General features: G+C 71.4%; 24 protein-coding genes. 17 read left to right on the forward strand and 7 right to left on the reverse strand.

Annotated elements, in window-relative coordinates; translation table 11 throughout:
* Nucleotides 1–3 precede the first annotated feature (3 nt).
* Nucleotides 4–489: a MarR family winged helix-turn-helix transcriptional regulator gene (locus AC2CHE_RS06240; RefSeq protein WP_484503936.1), complete on the reverse strand. Its 486-nt coding sequence runs from the start codon at nucleotides 487–489 to the stop codon at nucleotides 4–6.
* Nucleotides 490–819: 330 nt separating this feature from the next.
* On the opposite strand from AC2CHE_RS06240, the gene AC2CHE_RS06245 reads away from it, so the two are divergent.
* Genes AC2CHE_RS06245 through AC2CHE_RS06290 form a run of 10 tightly spaced genes read left to right on the forward strand, consistent with a single transcriptional unit; the run spans nucleotide 820 to nucleotide 12,519 of the window.
* Nucleotides 820–2,094: an ATP-grasp domain-containing protein gene (locus AC2CHE_RS06245; RefSeq protein ID WP_484503937.1), complete on the forward strand. Its 1,275-nt coding sequence runs from the start codon at nucleotides 820–822 to the stop codon at nucleotides 2,092–2,094.
* Nucleotides 2,091–2,939 carry a Rossmann-like domain-containing protein gene (locus tag AC2CHE_RS06250; RefSeq protein ID WP_484503938.1) on the forward strand — a complete coding sequence of 283 codons (849 nt, stop codon included), beginning with the start codon at nucleotides 2,091–2,093 and terminating at the stop codon, nucleotides 2,937–2,939. The genes AC2CHE_RS06245 and AC2CHE_RS06250 overlap by 4 nt, the downstream gene beginning before the upstream one ends.
* Entirely contained in the window at nucleotides 2,933–4,009 is a 1,077-nt protein-coding gene (locus AC2CHE_RS06255; RefSeq protein ID WP_484503939.1) for a PLP-dependent cysteine synthase family protein, read from the forward strand. Before AC2CHE_RS06250 ends, AC2CHE_RS06255 begins: the two co-directional genes overlap by 7 nt.
* On the forward strand, nucleotides 4,006–5,028 hold the full coding sequence (locus tag AC2CHE_RS06260; protein ID WP_484503940.1) for a dipeptide epimerase: 1,023 nt from the start codon (nucleotides 4,006–4,008) through the stop codon (nucleotides 5,026–5,028). Before AC2CHE_RS06255 ends, AC2CHE_RS06260 begins: the two co-directional genes overlap by 4 nt.
* A complete protein-coding gene (locus AC2CHE_RS06265; RefSeq protein ID WP_484503941.1) occupies nucleotides 5,025–6,266 on the forward strand; it encodes an MFS transporter in 1,242 nt (413 codons plus the stop codon). Before AC2CHE_RS06260 ends, AC2CHE_RS06265 begins: the two co-directional genes overlap by 4 nt.
* A complete protein-coding gene (locus AC2CHE_RS06270; protein WP_484503942.1) occupies nucleotides 6,263–7,066 on the forward strand; it encodes a class I SAM-dependent methyltransferase in 804 nt (267 codons plus the stop codon). The genes AC2CHE_RS06265 and AC2CHE_RS06270 overlap by 4 nt, the downstream gene beginning before the upstream one ends.
* A 29-nt stretch (nucleotides 7,067–7,095) precedes the next feature.
* Nucleotides 7,096–8,661 (forward strand): ABC transporter substrate-binding protein, encoded by a 1,566-nt coding sequence (locus tag AC2CHE_RS06275; protein WP_484503943.1) that lies wholly within the window; start codon nucleotides 7,096–7,098, stop codon nucleotides 8,659–8,661.
* Complete coding sequence (locus AC2CHE_RS06280) at nucleotides 8,658–9,602, forward strand: ABC transporter permease (protein WP_484503944.1); 945 nt, start codon at nucleotides 8,658–8,660, stop codon at nucleotides 9,600–9,602. The genes AC2CHE_RS06275 and AC2CHE_RS06280 overlap by 4 nt, the downstream gene beginning before the upstream one ends.
* Nucleotides 9,599–11,989 (forward strand): ABC transporter ATP-binding protein/permease, encoded by a 2,391-nt coding sequence (locus AC2CHE_RS06285; protein ID WP_484503945.1) that lies wholly within the window; start codon nucleotides 9,599–9,601, stop codon nucleotides 11,987–11,989. The genes AC2CHE_RS06280 and AC2CHE_RS06285 overlap by 4 nt, the downstream gene beginning before the upstream one ends.
* Nucleotides 11,986–12,519, forward strand: coding sequence for a GNAT family N-acetyltransferase (locus tag AC2CHE_RS06290; RefSeq protein WP_484503946.1), 534 nt, complete (start codon nucleotides 11,986–11,988; stop codon nucleotides 12,517–12,519). The genes AC2CHE_RS06285 and AC2CHE_RS06290 overlap by 4 nt, the downstream gene beginning before the upstream one ends.
* A gap of 64 nt (nucleotides 12,520–12,583) precedes the next feature.
* On the opposite strand, the gene AC2CHE_RS06295 is transcribed toward AC2CHE_RS06290, so the two are convergent.
* On the reverse strand, nucleotides 12,584–13,780 hold the full coding sequence (locus tag AC2CHE_RS06295; protein ID WP_484503947.1) for an NAD(P)/FAD-dependent oxidoreductase: 1,197 nt from the start codon (nucleotides 13,778–13,780) through the stop codon (nucleotides 12,584–12,586).
* 169 nt (nucleotides 13,781–13,949) lie between these two features.
* The gene (locus AC2CHE_RS06300; RefSeq protein ID WP_484503975.1) at nucleotides 13,950–15,188 is read right to left on the reverse strand and encodes a serine hydrolase domain-containing protein; all 1,239 of its coding nucleotides are present in this window, start codon (nucleotides 15,186–15,188) and stop codon (nucleotides 13,950–13,952) included.
* Nucleotides 15,189–15,467: 279 nt separating this feature from the next.
* Between AC2CHE_RS06300 and AC2CHE_RS06305 the strand changes: the two genes are divergently transcribed.
* Nucleotides 15,468–15,614 (forward strand): hypothetical protein, encoded by a 147-nt coding sequence (locus AC2CHE_RS06305; protein WP_210934774.1) that lies wholly within the window; start codon nucleotides 15,468–15,470, stop codon nucleotides 15,612–15,614.
* A gap of 305 nt (nucleotides 15,615–15,919) precedes the next feature.
* Nucleotides 15,920–16,561 carry a GNAT family N-acetyltransferase gene (locus AC2CHE_RS06310; protein WP_484503976.1) on the forward strand — a complete coding sequence of 214 codons (642 nt, stop codon included), beginning with the start codon at nucleotides 15,920–15,922 and terminating at the stop codon, nucleotides 16,559–16,561.
* 84 nt (nucleotides 16,562–16,645) lie between these two features.
* Here AC2CHE_RS06310 and AC2CHE_RS06315 read toward each other — a convergent pair whose 3' ends face one another.
* The gene (locus tag AC2CHE_RS06315) at nucleotides 16,646–17,200 is read right to left on the reverse strand and encodes a hypothetical protein (RefSeq protein ID WP_210934775.1); all 555 of its coding nucleotides are present in this window, start codon (nucleotides 17,198–17,200) and stop codon (nucleotides 16,646–16,648) included.
* A gap of 165 nt (nucleotides 17,201–17,365) precedes the next feature.
* On the opposite strand from AC2CHE_RS06315, the gene coaD reads away from it, so the two are divergent.
* The 4 genes from coaD to AC2CHE_RS06335 all read left to right on the forward strand — a co-directional run bounded on the left by coaD (nucleotide 17,366) and on the right by AC2CHE_RS06335 (nucleotide 20,176).
* Nucleotides 17,366–17,824 (forward strand): pantetheine-phosphate adenylyltransferase, encoded by a 459-nt coding sequence (gene coaD, locus AC2CHE_RS06320; protein ID WP_484503948.1) that lies wholly within the window; start codon nucleotides 17,366–17,368, stop codon nucleotides 17,822–17,824.
* Between the two features lie 96 nt (nucleotides 17,825–17,920).
* Entirely contained in the window at nucleotides 17,921–18,904 is a 984-nt protein-coding gene (locus tag AC2CHE_RS06325) for an RNA polymerase subunit sigma-70 (RefSeq protein WP_484503949.1), read from the forward strand.
* A 70-nt stretch (nucleotides 18,905–18,974) separates the two neighbouring features.
* A complete protein-coding gene (locus tag AC2CHE_RS06330) occupies nucleotides 18,975–19,496 on the forward strand; it encodes a hypothetical protein (RefSeq protein WP_484503950.1) in 522 nt (173 codons plus the stop codon).
* Between the two features lie 83 nt (nucleotides 19,497–19,579).
* Complete coding sequence (locus tag AC2CHE_RS06335) at nucleotides 19,580–20,176, forward strand: GNAT family N-acetyltransferase (protein WP_484503951.1); 597 nt, start codon at nucleotides 19,580–19,582, stop codon at nucleotides 20,174–20,176.
* Nucleotides 20,177–20,224: 48 nt separating this feature from the next.
* Here the strand turns inward: AC2CHE_RS06335 and AC2CHE_RS06340 are convergent, their stop codons facing one another.
* Nucleotides 20,225–20,821: a maleylpyruvate isomerase family mycothiol-dependent enzyme gene (locus AC2CHE_RS06340; protein WP_307870836.1), complete on the reverse strand. Its 597-nt coding sequence runs from the start codon at nucleotides 20,819–20,821 to the stop codon at nucleotides 20,225–20,227.
* A 144-nt stretch (nucleotides 20,822–20,965) separates the two neighbouring features.
* Between AC2CHE_RS06340 and AC2CHE_RS06345 the strand changes: the two genes are divergently transcribed.
* Complete coding sequence (locus tag AC2CHE_RS06345) at nucleotides 20,966–21,940, forward strand: sigma-70 family RNA polymerase sigma factor (protein WP_484503952.1); 975 nt, start codon at nucleotides 20,966–20,968, stop codon at nucleotides 21,938–21,940.
* Between the two features lie 47 nt (nucleotides 21,941–21,987).
* On the opposite strand, the gene AC2CHE_RS06350 is transcribed toward AC2CHE_RS06345, so the two are convergent.
* Entirely contained in the window at nucleotides 21,988–23,004 is a 1,017-nt protein-coding gene (locus AC2CHE_RS06350) for a sensor histidine kinase (protein WP_484503953.1), read from the reverse strand.
* Complete coding sequence (locus tag AC2CHE_RS06355; RefSeq protein ID WP_484503954.1) at nucleotides 23,001–23,711, reverse strand: response regulator transcription factor; 711 nt, start codon at nucleotides 23,709–23,711, stop codon at nucleotides 23,001–23,003. The genes AC2CHE_RS06350 and AC2CHE_RS06355 overlap by 4 nt, the downstream gene beginning before the upstream one ends.
* Nucleotides 23,712–23,732 lie beyond the last annotated feature (21 nt).

The raw sequence follows: 23,732 nt of genomic DNA on the forward strand, positions 1-23,732 counted from the left end.
GCGTCAACGGGGGCGCGCAGTGGCCTCCGAGGTCTCGGCAATCTGTCGGGCCACGTGGCAGGCCACCTCGCGCAGGACGTCGATCTGGCTCGCGGTGAGGCCGTCGATGACGTAGTGACGGACGGCGGCGACGTGTCCGGGCGCTGCGGCGACCACAAGATCCCACCCGGCGTCGGTGAGCGTGGCCACGGTGTAGCGGGAGCTTTCCGGGTCGGGCGCGCGATGCAGCAGTCCCCGTTGTTCGAGCCGCTTGACGACGTTCGACAGTCGGGACAGCGAGCAGCTGATCTGGCTGGCCAGATCACTGAGCCGCAGGGTGCGTCCGGGCGCCATGGACAGGCCGCTGAGCACGAAGTAGTCGAACAGCGTGAGGTGGTTGTCGCGCAGGAGTTGGGCGTCGAGGGCGCTCGGCAGGTTGAACATGAGTTTGGCCAGGGCGAGCCAGGTGTCGCGCTCGTGGTCGGTCAACCACCGAGGTTCCTCAGCCATCCCGCAAGCGTACGTCTCGGCCTGACCTGCCCGAGCGGGGGGACGTCTCACGTCAGGCGGTTGGCTCGGGCTGCCCAGGGGCGCTTCGGCGAAGCGGGCGTTGGCCGCGCGCATGACGTCGATCTCGTCGGCGGAGAGGTTGGGCAGGGGCCTCGCGGATGGCCAGTTCGTGCATGGCGGTCGTGACCGATCGGGCGTTTCGGGCGGCGCGGATGTCGCCGGTCGCGGCGGGTGGGTTCTCGGTGGTGACCGAGGAGACTCGGCTAGTAATCGCTAATGACAACCGTTATCCTCTGGTGGTCCGGGATCCCCTGACATCGGGAGTGCACGGTGGGGCATGTGCTGGTGGTCGAGAGCTGGGTCGGTGCGATGAGCACCCTGCTGCCCCGGGCGATCCGGGAAGCAGGACATCGGTTCACCTTCCTGACCAGGAACCTGCACCACTACCTGGGCCAGGGCGGCGGCGACGGAGTGCACCCCCTGCTCACCGCGGACAACGTGATCACCGCCGAGACCAACGACCCGGACCTGCTGCTGCCCCGGGTCCAGCGGTTGCACGAGGTACTGGGCTTCGACGGTGTCATCACCTCCTGCGACTACTACCTCGGCACCGTTGCCCGGCTGGCCGCACACCTGGGTCTGCCGGGTGCCCGGCCGCAAGCCGTCGAGTACGCCTGCCGCAAGGACCTGGCGCGGCAACGGATGCAGGCGGCCGGCCTGCCCGGCCCGGCGTTCGCCATCACCGAGGACTGGCCGGGTGCCGAGGCCGCCGCGCGTACGCTGGGCTTCCCGCTGGTCATCAAACCGGTCGACCTGTGCGCCGGAATGTTCGTCCGGCTGGTGGCCGACCGGACCGAACTGCGCGAGGCGTTCGACGCCCTCGACGCGTTTCCGGTCAACGCCCGTGGCCAGCAGCGCTCACCGCGGGTGCTGCTGGAAGAGGTGCTGGTCGGGCCGGAGGTCAGCGTCGAGACCGTCACCGTCGACGGCACGACGACGGTGCTCGGCGTGACGGACAAGAGTTTGGCCGGCGAGCCGTGGTTCGTCGAGACCGGGCACATGTTCCCCGCCGCGCTCGACGCCGCGACGGTCACCGCGGTGTGCGACACGGCCCTCGCCGCCCTCGCCGTGGTCGGGTTCGACCGGGGAGTGGCGCACACCGAGCTGCGGCTGACGGCCGCCGGGCCGCGGTTGGTGGAGATCAATCCGCGCCCGGCGGGCAACCAGATCACCGAGTTGGTGCGGCGGTCGACCGGGGTGGATCTGCCCATGGTGTACGCGCAGCTCGCCCTCGGTGAACAGCCGGACATCACAGTGACCGACACGGGCGTGCGCAGCGCCGCCATCTCGTTCCTGCTGCCGCCCCGGGCCGGAACCGTCGCCGGGATCGACGGCGCGGCCACGCTGGCCGCAGCACCCGGCGTGGTCGACTGGGCGGTGAGGCCCGCCGGGCACCGCACTGGCGACGCGGTGAACAACAACACCTACCTCGGCCATGTCATGACGGTGGACACCACCGGCCTCGGCGCCCGCGCCCGCGCCGAGGAACTGGTCGGCGGCCTGAGTGTGCGATACGCCGACGATCTGGCCGGAGCGCTGGCGTGACGCCCCCGATGCCGGTGGACACGGATGAGCCGTTCATGTCGGTGACGGACCTGATCGAAGCCGTCAACGCTGCCCGAATCGGTCCCGATCCGGCCACCGAGCAGGTCAGCGTCGCGTTCACCACCCGGCAGGGTGCCCGGCACGCTGGACGCGGCCGCAGCTACCGCAACCACGTGCTGAGTCTGCGGGTGGGCGCCACCGTCGGCTCCTGTTCGACGGAGCCGGCTGAACTGACCGACGACGTCGCGTACGACTGCGTGGGTCGCAGCGTCGCGGAACTGCTCACCCACCCGGCGCCGGCGGTCCGCGTCGCGGCCCTGGACGCCTACCTCGCCGCTGCCCGTCCGCATGCGCACGCTGCCGACGACACGGTCAGCATCCCCGCCGGCACCTCGTTGACCAAGTCGACCGCCAGAGCCGCCGCAGTGGTGGACCTGGTGCCGGTGGTCCCGGGGCAGCACGTCCTGGTCGTCGGCGTGGTCAACTCCCTGCTCGGCCAACTGCGCCGCCGCGGCATCGGCTACCTGCCCTGCGATCTGGCGGGCGGCAGCACCGAGTGGGACGAGCCGTGCCTGCCGGACGCCGCCGCCCTGCTGGAACGCTGTGACGCGCTGCTGGTGTCCGGCATGACGTTGGGTAACGGCACCTTCGAGCCACTGCTGCGGCACGCCCGCGCCACCGGCAAACCGATGGTGGCCTTCGCGCAGACCGGCAGCGCCGTGCTGCCGTGCTTTCTCGGGGCCGGGCTCAGCGCAGTGTCCGCCGAACCGTACCCGTTCTTCTGGCTAGACGGCGGACCGACGACGGTCTACCGCTACCGTGCCGCCGCGGGGTCGCCATGCTGACCGGCGCCGCGCCGAGAACGTGCGCGCCGCAGCTGCTGGACCTGCTGGGGCGCTCGCCGGTGGCGTACGTCGACACGCCGCTGCCGCACCCGCACGGCGGCTTCCACGCCAAGGTGGAGTATCTGAACCCCGGCGGCATGAAAGCCCGCGCCGCCGTGGCCATGCTCCAGGCCGCCCGGCAGCGCGGTGACCTTCGGCCGGGAGCGACCGTGGCGGAGTCCACCAGCGGCACCCTCGGGATCGGGCTGGCGTTCGCCGGGCAGGCCCTGGGCCACCCGGTCATCCTGGTGGTGGACCGCGACATCGAACGACCGATGCGGGCGCTGCTGACCGCCTACGGGGCGGTGGTCGAGGTGGCCGAGCAGCCGCACCCGGTCGGCGGTTGGCAGCAGGCCCGCCTGGACCGACTGCGCGAGATCCTGGCGCGTACTCCGAACGCCTACTGGCCCGATCAGTACCACAACCCGGACAACGCCGCCGGCTACCACACCCTCGCCGCCGAACTGACCGGGCAGGTCGAGGCCGTCGACGTGCTGGTGTGCAGCGTCGGCACCGGTGGGCACAGCGCCGGCCTGGCCCGGGCGTTGCGGCGGCACTGGCCCCGGATGCGGCTCGTCGGCGTCGACACCGTCGGCTCGACGATCTTCGGTCAGCCCGCGCGGCCACGGCTGATGCGCGGTCTGGGCAGCAGCATCTTTCCCCGCAATGTCGACTACACCGCCTTCGACGAGGTGCACTGGATCGGTCCGGTGGAGGCAGTGGACACCTGCCGCCGGCTGGCACGTTCGGCGTTCGTGACCGGCGGGTGGAGCACCGGCGCCGTGGCCCGGGTCGCCGCGTGGATCAGCCGCATGCAGCCCGGCGCTCGGGTGGTCACGATCTTTCCGGACGGTCCGCACCGTTACCTCGACTCGATCTTCGACGACGCGTTCTGCGCCGCCCACGGGCTGTTCGCTCCCGCACCGGGCCACCCGATCGAGATTCCGTACCCGGATGCCGTCGAGGTCACCCGGTGGAGCCGCTGCCGGATCGTCCTCGACCCGCTGCGCCGCCTGGCGGTGCCGGCATGAGGCTCGGCTGGCGCAGCTACCCACTGCGGCTCCGCGAGCCGCTGCGGATCTCCCGCTCGACGATGCCGGGCCGCGACGCCGTCCAGGTCGAGCTGTCCCACGACGGCGTCACCGGCCACGGCGAGGTTGTCACGAGCGTCTACTACGGCCTCGACCTGGCCGCCATCCTCGAACTGCTCGCCGGGCTCAGGGACCGGGTGCGCGGCTACGGCGAACCCGAGACGCTGGTGACGGACCTGCCCGTGCTCGCCGCTGAGCTGCCCGCGGGAGTGCTGGCGGCCCTGGACGCCGCCCTCCACGATCTGGTGGGCCGCCGCGCCGGAATGCCGGTGCATCGGTGGCTCGGCCGGCCGGATTTCTCCCCGGTGCCCACGGCTCACACCATCGGACTGGTCGCCCCCGAGGACGCGGCCACCGCCGCTCGGGCGCTGGGGCGGCGCGGCTTCCAGTTCGTCAAGGTCAAGTGCGGCGACGCCGCTGACCCGGACCGCATCGCCGCGGTACGCGCTGCCGCGCCGCAGGCCCGGCTCCTACTCGACCCCAACGGCGCCTGGACAGCCGAGCAGACCGTGCGGCTGCTCGACACGATGCGCCCGTACCGCATCGACGCCGTCGAACAACCCATCGCGCCCGGAACACCGCAGCTGCTCGCCTGGATCAGCGCGCGCACGGACGTGCCGGTCATCGCCGACGAGGACGCCGCCACGGTGGCGCACCTCGACGCCCTCGCGGGCACGGTCGCCGGCGTCAACATCAAGCTCGCGAAGTGTGGCGGCATCCACGCCGCACGGCAGCTCGCGGCCACGGCCCGCGCGTACGGCATGGATGTGATGCTGGGTTGCCTGGTGGCCAGTTCGCTGGGCATCGCACCAGCGGTGCACCTCACCGGCGACGCCCGCTGGATCGACCTGGACGGGCACCTGCTGCTGGCCGACGATCCGTGGACCGGTATCGGCGGCCACGACGGTGTCCTGCGGCTGACCGACGAACCCGGTCTCGGCGTGCGGGGCACCGGATGAGCACCTGGGCCACACTGCGCGGCTTCCCGCTGCCGATCCGGCTGCTGGTGGTCAACCAGCTCGGCGTCAACATCGGCTTCTACCTGCTGCTGCCCTACCTCGCCGGCTACCTGGCCGACGACGTCGGTCTGTCCGCCGCCGTGATCGGCATCGTGCTCGGCGTGCGGAACCTCAGCCAGCAGGGCCTGTTCCTGCTGGGCGGCTCGGCCGCCGACCGGCTCGGTGCCCGCAGCGTCATCATCACCGGCTGCGCCCTGCGCGCCGTCGGCTTCGGACTGTTCGCCCTCAGCACCTCATTGCCGTTGCTGCTGGCCGCGTCGATCCTGTCCGGGCTGGCCGGGGCGCTGTTCAACCCGGCGGTGCGCACCTATGTGGCGCAGGCCGCCGCCGACCGGCGCGCCGAGGCGTTCGCGTTGTTCAACGTGTTCGCCAGCGCGGGCGCGCTGCTCGGTCCACTGCTGGGATCGGCACTGTTGCTTGTCGACTTCCGGGTCGCCGCGTTGACCGCCGCGGCGGTGTTTGCCGCGCTCACCGTGGCGCAGGTGATCTGGCTGCCCGCCCAACCGGTGACCGCCACCGAGGCCACCGTCTGGCAGGACTGGCGTACCGGCATCGCCGACCGCCGGTTCCTGGCCTTCAGCGTGGCGCTGGCCGGCATGTTCGCGTTGCAGACCCAGCTGTACCTGATCCTGCCGGTGCAGGCGGAACACGTCACCGGGCAGCCCGTGGCGGTGGCCGTGCTGTTCGTCGTCTCCACCGTCGTGACGCTCACCCTGCAACTGCCCCTGACCGGCTGGCTGCATCGCCGTGTCAGCCGCGGCGCGAGCATCACGGCCGGCATGGCCGTGATGGGAGCCGGTTTCCTGCTGCCGCTGCTGCGGGTGGAATCGGCGCCACCGGTGCTGCGGCTGCTGCCGGTACTGGCCGCCGCCGTCCTGCTCACCGTCGGGGTGATGATCACTCAGCCGTTCGTCCTGGAGCTGATCCCCGCCTTCGCCGGGCCGGGACTGACCGGCACCTACTTCGGCCTGTTCTACCTGGTGTCCGGGATTCTCGCCGCCGGGTGCACCGCGGCGGTCGGCGCGGCGGTGGGCGGCTCCGCGGGTGCCGGCGTGCCCGCAGCGGCGTGGCTGCTGACCGCTGGCGTCGGGCTGGCATCGGCGGGTGCGGTGTGGCTGCTGCGCGGTGGCGGCCTGCTCGCGCCGGCACCGGCGTCGGCACCGGCGGGCGTGTCATGAGCGGAGAGAATCTCCTCACCGACAACCCGGAGCTGTACGAACAACAGTTTCCTGACCCGGGTCACGTCGCCGCCCGGTTCGTCGATGACCTCGTACGTCGATTCGCCGACCGCACCATTGCCGCGCCCCGGCTGCTCGACGTCGGCTGCGGCACCGGGCGCGACGCCGGGCACCTGGCCACCCTCGGCTACGCCGCCACCGGGCTGGACAGGTCGGTGCCGATGCTCGCCCACGCGCAGCGCCGCCATCCCCGAGTCCGGTTCGTGCACGCCGACATGCGCACCTTCGACCTGACCGGCCACTTCGACGTCGTCACCTGTCTGGACAGCGCGCTGCTGTACTGCCACCACAACGCCGACCTGACCGCGTTCCTGCAGCGCTGCCACCGGCACCTGCGCCCCGGTGGGCTGCTGCTGGCGGAGATGCGCAACGGCGCCTTCTTCCTCGGTAACACCGAACTGCTCGACGGTGCCCGCACCCGCAGCGTGACCTGGCGCGACGTCACGTACACCTCCGCGACGCGGCTGTGGATCGACCACCGCGAGCAGTTGTTGCGCCGCGAACGTGTCTGGACCTGGCCGGACTGCCCGCAACCGCTGGTGCAGACCTCGGCGTGGCGGCTGCTGTTCCCCGCCGAACTGCGGCACCTGCTCGACACCGTCGGCTTCGACGTGGTGGCCCTGTTCGACACCCCCGGGCCACGGACCGACCCGCCCTGGTATCCGGCAGCCGCGCTGTCCGACGTCCTGTCCGGCGACCGCCTGCACCTGGTCGCCCGTCGCCGCAACGAGGCGGCGTAACTCGCATCCGTGTACCGAAAGGACAACCCATGATTCACGCTCCGGTCACCGCGCCGCGCGTAACTCGCCGTGGCCTGCTCGGCGGCGCCGCCGCCGTCTCCGCCGCCCTGCTGACCGGCTGCGGTCCGAGCGACGAGTCGGCCGCCACCTCGTCCGGGCAGCCCCGACGTGGCGGCCGGCTGCGGGCGGCATTCGCCGGCGGCGGTGTCAACGAGACGTTGGACCCCCACCTGGCGAACCTGTTCAACGAGGCATCGCGCGCCAAGGCGATGTTCGACAAGCTCGCCGATTACGGCCCGGACGTCTCCATCCAGCCGCGCCTCGCCGAACGCTGGGAGCCCAACAGCGACCTGACCCGTTGGCGGATCACCCTGCGCCAGGCCACGTTCCACGACGGCAAGCCGGTCCGCGCCGCCGACGTGCTCTACAGCTACTCCAGGATCACCGACCCGGAGAAGGCGTTCCGCGCCAAGGCCAGCCTCGACCTGCTCGACCTGCCCAACAGCCGCGCCGTCGACGACCGCACCCTGGAGTTGGCCCTCAAGCAGCCCTTCGCCGAGTTCCCCAACGCCCTGGCCGCGTTCGGCGCGTACATCGTCCCCGAGGGCGCCGACAGCTTCGAGCGGCCCGTCGGTTCCGGACCGTTCACCTTCGACTCCTGGCAGCCCGGCCGGTCGCTGCTGCTGAAGCGGTACGACGGCTACTGGGAGGGTGCCGCGCACCTCGACGAGTTGGAGTATCTGATCAGCAACGAGGAGTCGGCACGGGTCAACGCCCTGCTCGCCGGCCAGGTGGAGTACGCGCACGACATCACCCCCACCACCGCCCGTACCCACGCCGACGGCGGCCGGATGGCCGTCATCCGGATGCCGAACAGCACCATGCAGTCGCTCGCCATGAAGGTCGACCGGCCACCGTTCGACAACCGCGACCTGCGCGAGGCCATGTTCCTGCTCACCGACCGCCAACAGCTGGTCGACACCGTCCTCGCCGGTTCCGGACAGGTCGGTAACGACCTGTTCGGCAAGGGCTACCAGTACTACGCCGACGACATCCCCCAGCGCACCCCTGACCTCGACCGGGCCCGGTTCCTCGTCGACAAGGCCGGCGCCAAGGGCCTGCGGATCCCGCTCGACACCGCGTCGGTGGCCAGTGGTTTCGTCGAGGCCGCCAGCGTCTTCGCCGAGCAGGCCGAGCAGGTCGGGCTCGTCATCGAACCCGCACTGGGCAACAAGGACACCTACTGGAAGGACATCCTCAACTCCGGTGTGCTGGCCTCGTACCGCTCCGGTGCCATGCCCATCGAAACGCACATCTCGCAGCGGCTGCTGACCAACTCCACCACCAACGCCACCCGATGGGCCCGCCCCGAGTTCGACGCCCTCTACGCCAAGGCCGTCTCCAGCGCCGACGAGGCGACCCGCCGGCAGGCGTACGGCGACATGCAGCGCACCCTGCACGCCGAGGGCGGATTCCTGATCTGGGGCTTCGCGGACTTCCTCGTCGCCACCGCGCCTCGCGTCGGAGGGGTCTCCTCCGACGCCCCGGCCAACACCCTCGACTGGGCCCGTTTCGACAAGGTCTGGCTGGGGTGAGTCTGCCCCGCTACGCGGCCGGTCGGCTGCTGCTCGGCCTCGGGCAGGTCGCCGGGATCACCACAATCGTGTTCGTGCTCACCGAGGCGTTGCCCGGTGACGCCGCCGTGGTGATCGCCGGCGACCACCCCGACCCGGCCCGCATCGCCGCGATCCGGGCACAACTGGACCTCGACCAACCGGCCTGGCAGCGCTACCTCGACTGGCTGACCGACCTGATCCGCGGTGACCTCGGCGTCTCGCTGATCTCGCAGCGGCCGATCGTCGAACGCCTCGCCGACAGCGCGGCGGCAACGCTGCTGTTGGCGGCGGTGACCCTGCTGGTGCTGGTACCGCTCGCCGTCGCGCTGGGCATGCTGGCGGCCCGCCGGGAAGGGGGACGACTGGACCGGATGCTGTCCGCGGTGTCGGTCGCGCTGTACGCGGTACCCGAGTTCGCCCTGGCGATCCTGCTCATCGCCGTCTTCGGCGTCCAACTCGGCTGGCTGCCGCCCACCGCGTTCGGCGCCGACCTGCTGGCCCGGCCGGCCGTGCTCGTGTTGCCGCTGCTGGTGCTGCTCGCCCGGCCGATCTGCACCATCAGCCGGCTCACCCGTGCCGGCATGCTCGACGCCCTGCGCGGCGAGCACGTGCGCCACGCCCGACGGCTCGGCATCACCGGCAGCCGGCTATGGCTTCGCCACGCCCTGCCCGGCGCGTTGGCACCGGTGGTGCAGCAACTCGCCCGGACCACCGACTGGCTGCTCGGTGGCGTCATCGTCGTCGAGGCGGTGTTCGTGATCCCGGGCCTCGGCACCGCCCTGGTCGACGCGGTGGCGACCCGCGACATCCCCACCGTGCAGGCGCTGTGCGTCCTGGTGGCCGTCACCACCGTGGTGGTGAACCTGGCCGCCGACCTGGTGGCGTTCCGCCTCGCACCCCGGATCGGGGCTGTCCGGTGAGGCGACTGCGCACCCTGACCGGAGCAGTGCTGCTCGCGCTGCCGCTCGCGCTGGCCGTGATCGGCCCGCTGCTGGCCGGCGAGCCGGGCGACCGTACCTTCCCGTTCGCCGACGACGGCCTGTTGGGCACGGACTTCGTCGGCCGCGACGTGGCGCAGCAGGTGCTGCTCGGTGGCCGGTCCGTCGTCGTGGTCGCGGTCAGCGCGACGCTGCTGGCGTACCTGGTCGGCGTGCCGGCCGGCCTGCTGGCCGCCGCCACCCGCCGCCGGTGGGTCGACGAGCTGCTGATGCGTCCGCTGGACCTGGCGCTGGCCGTGCCGTCGCTGTTGCTGCTGATCCTGCTGGCCGCCACCGCGCCACCCGGGCCGCTCACCCTGGTCGGGATCGTCGCGCTGATCGGGTTGCCGGAGATCACCCGGATAACCCGGGCCGCCGCGCTGCCGCTGGCCCACGGGCCGGCCATGGAGGCGATGCGCCTGTACCGCGAGACCTGGTGGCGACGCGGTCCCGGCTACGTCGGCATCGGCATCCGACGAGTGCTGCTGGCCGACGCCGGAGTCCGGTTCATCGGTGCCATCTACCTGGTGGCCACCGCCAGCTTCCTGGGCATCGGCGTGGCGCCCGACGCCGCGGACTGGGCCGTCATGGTGGACCGCAATCGCACCGGCCTGTTCCTCCAACCCTGGGCCGTCGCCGTGCCGGCCGCGCTGATCATCTGCCTGGCCGTCGGTTTCAACCTGGTCACCGACCGGCTGCTGACCACCCCTGCCGTCCCCAGCCCCGCACCACCGTCCGTACCGGCCACGACCGGCGACCGTCCATACGCGCACGACGCCCTCCTTCAGGTGCGGGAGCTGTCGGCCGCGACCGCCGACCGGACGTTGGTCGATGGCGTCTCCTTCAGCCTGCGAGCCGGCGAGATCCTCGCCGTGATCGGCGCATCCGGCAGCGGCAAGACCACCACCGCCCGGGCACTGCTCGGCGAGGTCGCCCCCGGCGTCACCCTCACCGGTACCATCACCCTGGCCGGTCGGTCCGTCACCACGGCCAACCCGCCCGAACCCGGCACCGTCGGCTACGTGCCTCAGCAACCCGGCGCCGCCCTCAATCCCGTACGCCGCATCGGCGCGGTGCTCCATGAGATTGCCCGGCACCAGGCACCCGGCGACAGCCGCAGCGCCCATCGGAGCGCGGTGACGGCGACCCTCGAACGTGCAAGCCTGCCGAGCGACCGCCGGTTCCTGCGCCGTTTCCCGCACCAGCTCTCCGGCGGTCAGCAACAACGCCTCGTCATCGCCCACGCCCTGCTGGCCCACGCGGTGCTGCTCATCGCCGACGAACCCACCACCGGCCAGGACGCGATCACCCGGAACGCCGTCGCCCGGGAACTGACGAAACTCGCCCGCGACGGTATCGCTGTCATCCTGCTCAGCCACGACCTGCACCTCGTCAGGACCGTAGCCGACCAGATCCTCGTGCTGCACCGAGGCGCTGCCGTCGAATCCGGCCCGGCCGCCGAAGTGCTCGCCGTGCCACGGCACCGGCACACCCAACAACTGCTCGCGACGCCACCGGCCGGGTCACCGGCAGTGGTCGGCGAGGACCGGCCGCTGCTGCGCGTCGCCGGCCTGGGCGCCGCCCACCGCGACGGCGGTCGGCACCGCGACGTGCTCCGCGATGTCAGCCTGGCCGTCCCCGCCGGCCAGTGCCTGGCCGTGGTCGGCCGGTCCGGAAGCGGCAAGACCACCCTCGCCCGCTGCGTCGCCGGCCTGCACCCCGCCAGCACCGGCCAGGTGATCCTCGCCGAGCACCGCCTCGCCGCGCACCTCGACCAGCGCCAGCCCCACGAACTCGGGGCGATCCAGTACGTGTTCCAGGACGCCCGGGCCAGCTTCAACCCCTACCGGCCGGTCCTCGACCAGGTCGCCGGGCCCGCGCGACGCCTGCGCGCCGCCGCGCCGGAACAGGCCCGCCACGCCGCCCTGCACCTGCTCGACCGGGTGGGTCTCGCCGAACACACCGCGACCCGACGTCCCGACCGGCTCTCCGGCGGCGAACTGCACCGCGCGGCGCTCGCCCGCGCACTCGCCAGCGAGCCCCGCGTCCTCATCTGCGACGAGACGACCGCCGGGCTCGACAGCGTCACCCGGCACGGCATCCTCACGCTTCTCGACGAGCTGCGACGCACTCTCGGACTGACCGTGGTCATGATCAGCCACGACCGCGACGTCGTGGCTCACCTCGCCGACCACGTCGTCGTTCTCGACGACGGAACCGTCGTCGACAGCGGACCGGCCGACGCTCTGCTCAACCACGCACACCACCCGCTGACCCGCGCGCTTCTGCACACCGACCCGGCGACCGCCGCGGCACCGTCGAACCCATGACCGGAGGCACCATGCAGCAGTACCGACGCAACGTCGGCCCGTACGACGTCCAGCCGGCCGACCAACGGCACCTCGACGGAGCGCGCGGCGTCATGCTCGACACCTTCTACCGCGACTTCGGCTACGGCTACCGGCCCGACTGGCACCGGGACGTCATCGACCTCGACGGCTCCTACCTCACGCCGCAGCATCACGCCCTGTTCGTCGCGACCAAGGGCGACGAGGTCGTCGGCACCACCGCGGTGCGGGCCGGTGGGCCCAAGAGCCCACCACACCCGCGTTTCCTCGCCCAGCGTTACCCGGACGAGACCACCGCGCAGCTGTTCCGGGTCTACGTCCGGCCGGAACACCGACGCTACGGCCTCGCCCGGGCACTCGTCGGCCTCGCCGTCGATTTCGTCACTCAGCAAGCGCATTACCGGGCGCTCTACCTGCACACGGATCCGCGCATCGAGGGTGCCGAACCGTTCTGGCGGAGCCTGGCCACGCCGATCCACGACCCGCGTGACGGCGGCGACGACATCTACTAGACCGTCCACTTCGAGATCGCGCTGCCCGGCCGCCCCCGTTAGCGACCGGGCGGACCTCGTCGCGCTACACCGAGCGGTCAGCGGCGGCCCGTGCCGGGCCCGATTCCACCTCCAGCAGTTGCCGGCGCTTGTTGTTGCCGAGCCACCGGTGCGATCCGGGCTTGCGGGCCTCGTTCGTGAGGTGACCAACGGCGAACCGGTAGGTGAGAGCCTTGAGTCGCGCGCCGAAGCGGCCTCCGACGAACATCCTGTTCGCGGTGTCGTCCCGGCCCGCCAGTTGGTAGATGCCGGCATGTGTGCCCAGGCCGACACACATGGCGCCGAAGAAGACACTCGCCGGCTCGGGGGGCGTACCCGCGATGCGCCGCAGTACCGTGTCCGCGGCGTGCGCGCCGAGGCAGCTCGCCGTGTACGCGCTCATTCTGTACGGCACGCCCGACGGCGCCGCCGAGTCCCCGGCCGCGATGATGCGCTCGTCGTCGACGCTGGTCAGCGTCTCGTCGGTGATCAGGCGGCCGATGGCGTCGGTCCGCAACCCGCTGCTCGTGGCCAGATCCGGCACCCCGAAGCCCGCGGTCCAGATGGTGATCGCGCTCGGCAGCGTACGACCGTCACCGAGCCGCACGGCGTCCCGCGTGACCTCGGTGACCTCGGTGCCGGGACCGGCCAGGACGTCCACGCCGATCCTGGTGAGCGACCTGCCGGCGGCGCGTCGGGCCCCTGGGTGCAGGTACGCGCCGAGCGTACCCCCGCAGGCCAGACTGACCCGGTGCCCCCGCTCGGCCAGCTCGGCGGCGGTTTCGATGCCGGTCGGCCCGGCACCGACGACCGTCACCGGGGTCGCGGGGCCCTGGTCGTCGAGGATTGAGCGCAGCCGCTGCGCTGCCTCGAGGGTGGCCATCGGGTAGGCGAACTCGGCGGCGCCGGGAACGCGTGAAGCGGCGCTCGCGCTGCCCACCGCGTAGACCAGATAGTCGTAGCCGAGGGTGCCGGCGCCCAGCAGAGTCACACTGCGCTGAGCCGCGTCGATCGCGGTGACGGTGTCCTGGACCAGCCGCACGTCTTCGGCCAGCACCTGCCGGTACGGCACGACCGCGTCGTGGACACCGGCGACCACGTGGTGCAGCCGGAGCCGGATGACGAAGTCCGGCCGCGGATTCACCATGGTCACGGTGACGTCGTCGCGCTGCGTCAGGCGATTGGCCGCCATCACGCCGGCGAATCCGCCGCCGACCACTACCACCCTGGTGTTCCCTGCCATGTCTGACTCCCTTCGCGGACGGGTTCAACCACCAAGACACCGGCAGCGCCCCCTAGCCGTGGCTCACCTCACTTCCTGCCGCCGCCATCCGACTGGTCGGCGGCGCTGAAATGACGTGATCCCCTGACGGATCGCCAGGCCGTCAGGGGATCACCGAGGAACAGATACGTCAGGGCACCGCCACCGCCGCATCGTCGGTGCCCGGCAGCCGGGTCACGCTCGGCAGCGGCGGAACGGTCGCTGCCGAACGGCTGCTCGCCTCGTCGGTCGGGCAGATCGCGGTGTACAGCAACGTGTACCAGGCGATGTCGATCGGATGCGGATCGGGCAGGCCGACCTGGTAGTGGCTGAGGTTGATCCCGGACGACACCTGGCGAGCGCCGTCCCGGCTGTGCATCGAGTACGTCAGGTGACCGATGACCGCGCCGTCGTGGCCCCAGAACTCGCCGCACGGGGTGGGCAGCGAGTAGATGCCGAGACCGTAGCGGCCGGCTTCGGGCTGCTCCGGCAGCATCGGCACCCCGGTGAGCATCTCGTCGAGGGCGGTCGGGCTGAGCAGGTCACCGCCGAGCAGCGCCCGGAAGAAGGTGTTCAGGTCTGCTGCGGTGGCGATCATCTCGCCGGCCGTCCATCCCCAGCTCATGTTGAACTCGCTGAGGTCGCGTACGCCGAACGGGGCGAAGTAGGCGCCACTGTGCGGGCCGCGGATCCTCGGGTCGGCGCCGGGGAAGGATGTCCCGGTGAGCCGCAGGGGACGCAGGATGCGCCGCTGCACTTCGACCGCCGCATCCTTGCCGGTGATCGTCTCGATCAGCAGGCCGGCCAGGACGTAGTTGGTGTTCGAGTAGCTGAACCGGGCGCCGGGAGCGTTTGTCGGGGGCATGGCCAGGCCGATGGCGACCAGGTCCGCCGGAGCGTACGTGGTGACCTGCATCTGGTTGATCGCCGCGTACGAGTCGAGCAGAGCGTTGGTGTAGTTGCCGATGCCGCTGGTGTGGTTCAGCAGCATCCGGACGGTGACCTGAGCGCCGAGCTCACCCGGCACGACGTCGGGCAGCCACTGCCCGATCGGGTCGTCCAGGTCCAACCGGCCCTCGTCGACGAGTTGGAGCACTGTGGTGGCGACGAACGTCTTGGTGATGCTGCCGATCCGGTGCCGCATCTGCGGCTGCATCGGTCGCGGCCTGGTCAGGAACGCCTGGCCGGCGGCGCCACGCCAGTCGTGCCGTCCGTCGCGCACGGCGACCAGGGCCCCCGGAACGCCGGCTGCGGGCACTGCAGCGAGTGCGGCGCGCAGCTCGGCGCGGTCCAGCCCGCCGGCGGACGGCCCGGCCGGCGGACCCGGCTGCGCGGTGGCGCTTGCGGGTACGACGGCGATGGTGGTCACCAGCGCGACGCTGGACGCCAGGATCTTCAGTGTCCGAAGAGTACGTGACATACAGACATACTCACCGGGTCTGTTCCTGGCCACATCCTGCTCAGGCGGGAGATCCGGCTCCCGCTGCGGTACGAACAGGAGTCAACCGATCGACGCACGGCCGGGCTGTCGTGGTGCGACTTCCCGGTCCGAGCGGCAACTCTCGGGCGCTGCGTCCTGCCGTCGTCATACCAGGCAGGCGGGTTTGGCGACTGCGGCGAGGGGGGTAGAGAGCGTCCGCTCGTCAGCCAACCCCCGAAGGAGACGGTCATGTCGGTGCAGGCGTTCCTCTATGTCGTCGCGGTCATCCTGCTCGTGCTCGCCGCGTTGCCCCTGCCTACCCGGGGCGTCTCGCTCGCGCTGCTCGGCGCGGCGTGCGCCCTGCTGGCCTACGCCTGGCCGGTGATCACCGGTTAGGAACGAACTCAGCGTGCTCGTCCGAGGAGCCCTGCCATCGCTCGCTCTCGCTATGGCAGGGCTCCTGCCGTTGTCGCCGCCCCTGGTGCACGCAGCGGGCGGGGCGGTCAGGCGCGCTGACCGGCGGGGACGGAGTCGCCATGGTCAGGAGCAGTCGACAGTGAATCCGGCGGCGGTGAGCATCGGCCCCCAGTCGGCGCCGCGGTGGGGGAGTTGGCGGACACCCCGGTGACTGTCGAGCTGGCATGCTCTGGAACGTGTCGGGACTGATCGGGGGAACCGCCGGGCGCCGGGAAGGGACCATCATGTGCACCGAGTTGGCGGACATCCTGGCTGCGGCAGCCCAGGGGCACTTCCCGGCGCCGGACGGGGGCGTCACCGTAGTGCCACAGCCGAGCAGTCGTGACGCCGGAGTGGTCGCCTTCACCGCCCACTCGGTGGTCTTCACCGACGAGGACCCGGTGTGGGTGCGCCGCATCCTGGCGAGTCTCGACTGCGACCCCCTGGCGGCCGCGATGAATCCGGCCTTTCTATGCGCGCTGCTCGACCGCACCCGGCGCGCCATGGACACGATCGACCTCCTGACCGTGGCGAGCCCGCTGGCCGGTGAGCCTCCGCTGGACCTGACAGAGGTGGGCAACGCGGATCATCCACGTCGGATCAGGGCCGGTAAGCGCCGTGATGAGCTGCGCGTCTGGGCGGCCGACGGCGGAATCGTCATCCTCGGCCGCGGTGTGGCAGGTCGCTGGGAGACGGCGATCGAGGTCGACGACGGTCAGCGGAGCCGGGGCCTCGGGCGGGCACTGGCGACCGCCGCCCGGCACCTGGTGCCCGACGGCCAGCCCGTCTGGGCACAGCAGGCCGCCGGCAACGCACGCAGCGTCCGCGCTTTCCAGGCGGCTGGCTTCCGGCCGGTGGGAGCCGAAGCGCTCCTGATCGGCACGTAGTGCGGTGTCCAGCAACGTTCACGACGTTTCTGGACACCGCACTGGGCGACACCGAGAGCGGTGGTGCGGGTCGGGGTGGACGCGTCAGCTCAACCTGAAGGCGACGTTGTCGACGTCGAAGGTCGTGACGCCGTTGCCGGCCGTCTCGCTGCCGAGGAAGCTGACCGTCGCGGTGCGTTCGGTCGCCGCGGTCCCGGACGACATGGTGTACTGCCGCCACTCTGCTCCTCCGTCGAAGGCCAGGGAGAACCGGGTCTTCGGGGGGATGCCGGTGACTGCCAGCCCGACGTTCAGGTAATCGCCACGGCGGGTTTCGGTGGTGGTGGTCCGGACCCAGAAGCGGACCGTCAGGTCGCAGTTGGCCGGGACCGTGACGGTGGTGCGCAGCAGGTCGGTGCGGGTCACGTCCAACCCGGCGAAGGTGGCGTACGCCCGGCCGGTGCGCGCGGGCCGGGTCGTGTCGCCGAGCACGACGATGCGTGGGCCGGCCTCCCAGCCATCGGTGCCCCGCTCGAACCCGGGGTTGGGATGGATCTGGCCGGTGCAGGTTGGGTCGGCTGCCGGCTGGTCGGCGGGCGCGCTGCCGGGGGTCAGAAGCAGCAGGGCCGCAGCGAGTGTGGTGGTGACGAGGGCCTTCATCAGTTCTCCCCGTAGCAAAGGCATTCGAGACGGTCAATCGACCATGCGTCACCGGGGTTGGCGCGTCAAGCCCGTCCCACCCCTGGGGCCGGCGGATCCGGCAGCCTACAGTCGGATCATGAGCACCGACCCAGGATCGCGCCTCCGGTTCCCTCGGCCGCGGTCGTGACACCCGCGCCATCGGCCGGGCCCGGGACGACAGCACCCGCCGCCGGTCGCGTACGCGCCGTCTACCCCGGCAGCTTCCATCCCTTCACCGGCGGGCATGTGAACGTGGTGCGGCGTGCACGTGACCTCTTCGACGAAGTGGTCGTGCTGGTCGCCGTCAACAGCGACAAGCGTCCAGACGTCGGCGAGGAGGAGCGAGCCGCCGCCGTCCGGGCTGCCCTGCCGGTCGAGTGGACCTCCGTCACCGTGGTCGCCTGGAGCGGGTTGACCTCCGAATACTGCCGTAGTCATGACGTGGCGGTGATCGTGCGCGGCGTGCGGAACACCAGCGACCTTCAGGCCGAGCACCGACTCGCCGCGATGAACCAGTCGCTCGGTGTCCCCACGGTGTTTCTGCCTGCGCAACCCGAGCTGACCAGGTTGTCCTCGACAGCGGTACGCACGCTGGGAAGCTGACCCGCCTCGGCGGCGCCGACCGACCCTGGTGATGAGTTGTCGCGCCCGCATCCGTCATACCTACGACGGAACACCGCGAGACGGAAGGATGACGTGATGGGTGCGGACACGCGGCCGAAGGAGCTGGATGAGATCGACGAGTCGGCGTTCACGGGGCTGGCGCAGCGGCACCGGCGCGAGCTGCACGTGCATTGTTACCGGATGCTCGGGTCGTTCGAGGATGCCGAGGACACCGTCCAGGAGACGTTCCTGCGTGCCTGGCGGCGGCGGGAGACCTTCGCGGGGCGCTCGTCGTTCCGGGCCTGGTTGTATCGGATCGCCACCAACGCCTGCCTGGACCTGCTGGCCAAGTGCCGCCCGGAGCCGGCGACCGGCGGGGAGGCGCGGTGGTTGCAGCCCTACCCGGACCGGCTGCTCGACGAGTTGGCCGCGGGCGTCGCGGACGAGCCGGAGGTCGTCGCCGTCGCGCGGGAGACGATCGAGTTGGCGTACCTGGTCGCGGTCCAGCACCTGGCGCCGCGCCCACGGGCGGTGCTGATCCTGCGGGACGTCCTCGGTTGGTCGGCGAAGGACGTCGCGGATCTGCTCGGCGACTCGGTCAACTCCGTGAACAGCGCGTTGCAGCGGGCCCGCGCGGGCATGCGGGAGCATCTGCCCGCCGAGCGGCAGGACTGGACCGGCGGAGAGGAGGACGCCGGGACACGGGAGCTGGTGCGCCGCTACACCGACGCCAGCGTGGCCACGGACATCGACCGGCTCGCCGCGCTGCTGCGCGACGACGTCCGCTGCTCGATGCCGCCCACCCCGGGCCTGCACGTCGGCCGCGAGGCGGTGGTGACCGACTGGGTCAACAGCGGCTTCGTGGGCATGACGGGCCTGCGTGCCGTCGAGACCCGGGTGAACCGGCAGCCCGCAGTCGCCTTCTACCACTGGCGGGAGCGCGAGGGCACGTACCTGCCGCTGACGATCGACGTGCTACGGGTCACCGGCGGGGCGATCAGCGAGATCATCACGTTCCACGACGACCAGTTCCCGCGGCTTGGGCTACCGGAACGCCTGCTGGCCGACGGCACCGACTGACCACTCGACCTCACCGGACCGGACAGACCGTAGGTTTCGCCGACCGTCGCATCCGGGTAGCGGAGGGCGCATGAATCGCAATCTCGCGAAGGGTCTGCAGGTTGCGTGGGATCTGCCGGAGTTTCGCGGCGGGTTGCGACACCTCATCGATCTCGACGAGGTGTCGGTGCTGCTGGCCACGCTGTCCGTTCCAGAACCTGACCGCGAGGTGGAGCGCAGTGCGTTGCTGCTGCTGCGGTCCGGTCTGGAGGCGGTTGAGGTGCGTGAGGCGGTGTTGCTGCTGCTGGAGCGGGACGAGGTACGCCGGCCGCTCGTCGCCGCGGTGGAGCCGCTGCTGGACCGGCCGGGTCAGGCTGCGGCCATCGCCTCGGCGGCCGAGGATCCTGCGGTACGACGCGAGGTGCGGGCGGTGCTGGACAGCGCCCGGGTGCGCGAGCTGATCTGGCAGGCGGTCGACAACCAGGTCAGCCACGACCGGCTCGGACTGATCCGGCGGGCGGCGCTGCTGTTCGTGCGGCACTCGAGCGTACGGCGTCTTGCCTGGGCCCTGCGCCGACACGGCGTGCTGCGCGAACTACGTCGCAAGCCGTGATCTACGGCGGTTGTCGGGCGGCCGACCGGCGACCCGATAATTCGAAGGCGTCGCGGCGGTGTGCGACGCTAGCGTGCCACCTCGTGGGCAGCCCGAACCTCCGCACCGAGCGTCTTGAGCTTCGTTCCGTACGGGACGAGGACATCGATCGCATCCTGGAGTACCGCAACCTGCCGGAGGTCACCCGCTGGCTCGTGCGCACCGAGGTCGACCCGGCGTCCTTCCGGGCGGCGTGGCAGCGCGCGGCGGAGGATCCTGACGACCACAGCAGGGCGGTGGTGCTCGGCGGGGTGGTGATCGGGACCGTCTCGCTCGACGTGATCGACGGCATGGGGCAACCCGGCATGCCGGCGCGGACCGAAGCCCAGCTCGGCTACGTTTTCGACCCGGCGTACGGCGGTCAGGGTTACGCGACCGAGGCGGTCACCACGATGGTGGCGTACGCGTTCGAGCGGCTGGGCGTGCGAAGGATCACCGCCGGCTGCTTCGCGGACAACCTCGCCTCCGTGCGGATCCTCGAGAGGATCGGCATGCGTCGTGAGCAGCACGGTGTCGGTGACTCCTGGCACGCCGAGCTGGGCTGGGTGGACGGCTACACGTACGCCCTGCTCGCCGAGACCTGGCGGCAGGTGTCGGGGTCAGGTGCGGCGGAGGTACCCCGACCGGCGCGGAGTCGGTGACCCGGTCGGGCCGGGCCGAGCTACCCACGCTCGGCCCAGCCCGGCTGGTCATCGGGTGAACCGGTTGGCGGCCTCGCCTTCCAGATGGCCTGGTGGGAGGCGGCGTCCGCAGATCACGAGCAGGAGATCCTGGGCCAGCCCGCGCACCGGCGTTCCGCTGCCGTGGCACCAGTCTAGGTCGGTTGCCCGCAGCGCCACCCCGGTCAGGTCGGTGCCGAAGAACGCGATGTTCCTGGGTGCCAGCCCAGCGAGGACCATAGCCATCCGGTCCGGCGGAATCCGCCGGTCCAACCCGAGGCTGACGGTGATGTCGAGCCCGTGGATGACGTCGTGGGACAGGGCTCCGAGCGCACCACCGCCCGGCGGTTTCCAGGGATGGGCGACGTTGTCGCGGAGCGTCGCCAGGAGTTCTGCGCTGGTCATGCGGGTCGCGTCACGCCGTGCGCACCGATCGGCCATCCGGTTGACACGGCCGCCTGCCTTCACCAGCTCCACGAGCGTCCGGCCGAGTGAGGTGCGGAACGGCATCGTCGTGTGGGCGACGACCTCGCGTACCCGCCAGCCGGCGCACAGGGTCGGCGCGTCCCACTGGTCTGGTCGAAGGGTGGCGAGCAGCTCCACCTGCTCGCTCCGTTCTGCGGTCACCGCCGCTCGGATGTCTTCTTCAGTCACTGTCAGCCCTTCATCGTCGCGGTCCGTCTGCAAAGGGACGTGCTGCATGACATACGGACGGAGCGCGGGAATCTCATCGGTCGGTCCTTGTCGTTCCCGATGCGTAGGGTCGGGAGGATGTTCGAGACGTCGACCGACGAGGGTGCCGAGCTGGAGCGGTTCCGCACGGAACTCACCGGCTACTGCTACCGCATGCTCGGCTCCGGTTTCGAGGCCGAGGACGCGGTGCAGGAGACGCTGGTGCGGGCGTGGCGGTCCTACGACCGTTACGACGAGCGACGAGCATCGCTGCGCACCTGGCTGTACCGCATCGCCACGAACGTCTGCCTCGACATGCTCCGCAGCGCGCAGCGCCGGGTTCTGGCCATCGACCTGGGCCCCGCTGCCCAGGCCGGCGCCGCCCTAGGCCCGCCGGTGGCGGATCAGCGGTGGATCCAGCCGATTCCGGACGGCCGTGCCCTACCGGCGACCGACAGCCCGGAGGAACTGGCCGTCCAGCGCGAGACCATCCGGCTGGCGTTCGTCGCGGTGCTCCAACACCTGCCGCCCCGGCAACGCGCCGTACTGATCCTGCGCGACGTGTTGTGCTGGCCGGTAGGGGAGGTGGCACAGCTGCTGGAGACCACCATGGCCGCGGTGAACAGCTCGCTGCAACGGGCCCGGGCGACGCTGCGGGAGAACGGACCCAAACCCGGCGATCCGTGGCGACCCGCCGACCCGGCCCACCGGGATCTGCTCGACCGCTACTGCACCGCGTTCGAACGCCATGACGTCGCCACGCTGGTGTCGCTGCTGCACAAGGACGCCACGATGTCGATGCCGCCCTTCGCGTGGTGGCTGCGCGGCCGAGACGATATCCATCTGGCGTTGCTGGACCCGCAGGCGTCCTGCGCGGGCGCCCGGCTGTGGCCGGTGCAGGCGAACGAATCACCGGCGTTCTGGCAGACGCGCCCGGACCCGGCCGGGGACCACCGGCCGTTCGCGCTCGTGCTGCTCGATGTGGCCGACGGCCTGATCACCGATATCGTCACGTACCTCGACGTCGACCGGCTGGTGCCGCTGTTCGGGATCCCGCAGCCGGCCCGGTGGTAGGTGGGTCCGTCGATCGGCGGGCGGTCGGACCGTGGCGCGGGCTCGCCTCAGGTGGCGGGCAGGCGCACCTCGAACCGGCAACCGCGGTCGGTGTTGCGGACGTTCACCCGGCCGCCGTGCGCCTCCACGAGGCCGCGCACGATGGCCAGGCCGAGTCCGCCGCCACCGCCGGAGTCGGCGGCGGCCGGTGTGCGGGCGCGTTCACCCCGGAACGCGACGTCGAAGACCCGGTCCAGGTCCTCGCCGGGGATGCCGCCGCAGGTGTCGGAGACGGCCAGCCACACGTTGTCGGTCTCGTGGCCGGCGGCGATGTGCACGCTGCCGTCCTCCGGCGTGTAACGGACGGAGTTGATCAGCAGGTTGCTGACGATGCGGGCGAGTTCGCGTTCGCCGGCCCGGACGTTGGGCCAACCGCTGTCCGCGGCCACCAGGTGGATCCGGCGGCGGGCGGCCAGCGGCGCGACGCCCGCGATCGCGTCGGACACCACGTCACGCAACGGCACGGTGGTGGGCATGAGCCGCAGCGCGCCGGCGTTGATCCGGGACAGCTCGAACAGGTCGTCGACGAGCTGTGCCATCCGGTCGGTCTCCACCCGGATCCGCCGGTGGTAGTCGTCGACGACGGCCGGGTCGTGGATGATGCCGTCCTCAAGGGCTTCGGCCATGGCCCGCAGCCCGGCCAGCGGGGTACGCAGGTCATGCGACACCCAGGCGACGAGTTCACGGCGGCCGGCCTCCAGCCGCCGTTCGCGTTCCCGGGCAGCGCGGGCCCAGACCGCCGCGGCGGCCAGCCGGCTGCCGAAGACGGCGCCGACGGCGAGACTGATCACCGCGGAGGCACTGACCGTGACGAGTACGACCCACAGGTCGTGCGCGGACAGGAACATCGCCTGCGCGACCGTGGCGACTCCGGCGACCACGGCGAGGACGGTGACCGTGAGCAGCACCAGGATGTGCACGAGAATCGATCGGCCGCGCAGCAGTCGGAGCGCTGCGGCGCCGGCCAGGCCGACGACGCTGCCGGCGGCGAGGGCGTAGAGCCCGATGAGCAGCGTGTCGCTCACTTGCCGGTTTCCTCATCGAGTGGGTCGTAACGGTATCCGACACCCCAGACGGTGCGGATCCGCTGCGGCTCGGCCGGGTCGTGCTCGATCTTCTCGCGCAGCCGACGGACGTGGACGGTGACCGTCGACTGGTCGCCGAACTGCCACCCCCAGACCTTGTCCAGCAGGTCGGTGCGCGACCACGCCCGCCCGGGATGGCGCATGAAGAAGATCAACAGATCGATTTCCCGGGCGGTCAACGACAGCGGTGCACCGTCCAGGGTGGCGACGCGGCGGGCGGCGTCCACGGTCAGCGTCGCGTCGGTCAGCTTCGCCGAGACGGTGGGCGCAGTGGGGTGCGCGGCGGTGCGGCGCAGCACGGAGCGAATCCGCAGCACCAGTTCACGGGGGGAGAAGGGCTTGGTGACGTAGTCGTCGGCGCCGACCTCGAGCCCGAGCACCCGGTCGGCCTCCTCGCCGAGCGCGGTGAGCATGACCACCGGCAGGTCGGGTAGCTGCCGCCGGATCCGGCGGCAGACCTCCAGGCCGTCGATGCCGGGCATCATCAGGTCGAGGACGACGAGGTCGGGTCGTTGGGCGGCGATCGCGGCGAGGCCGTCGGCGCCGTCGGCGGCCAGTTGCACCTCGCAGCCGGCCTGTTCCAGGTAACGGCGGACAACATCACTGACCGTCGGGTCGTCGTCGACCACTAACACCCGGTGTCCCATCCCCATCACGCTAGCGACCGG

Source organism: Micromonospora sp. ATLC16 (assembly GCF_057196645.1).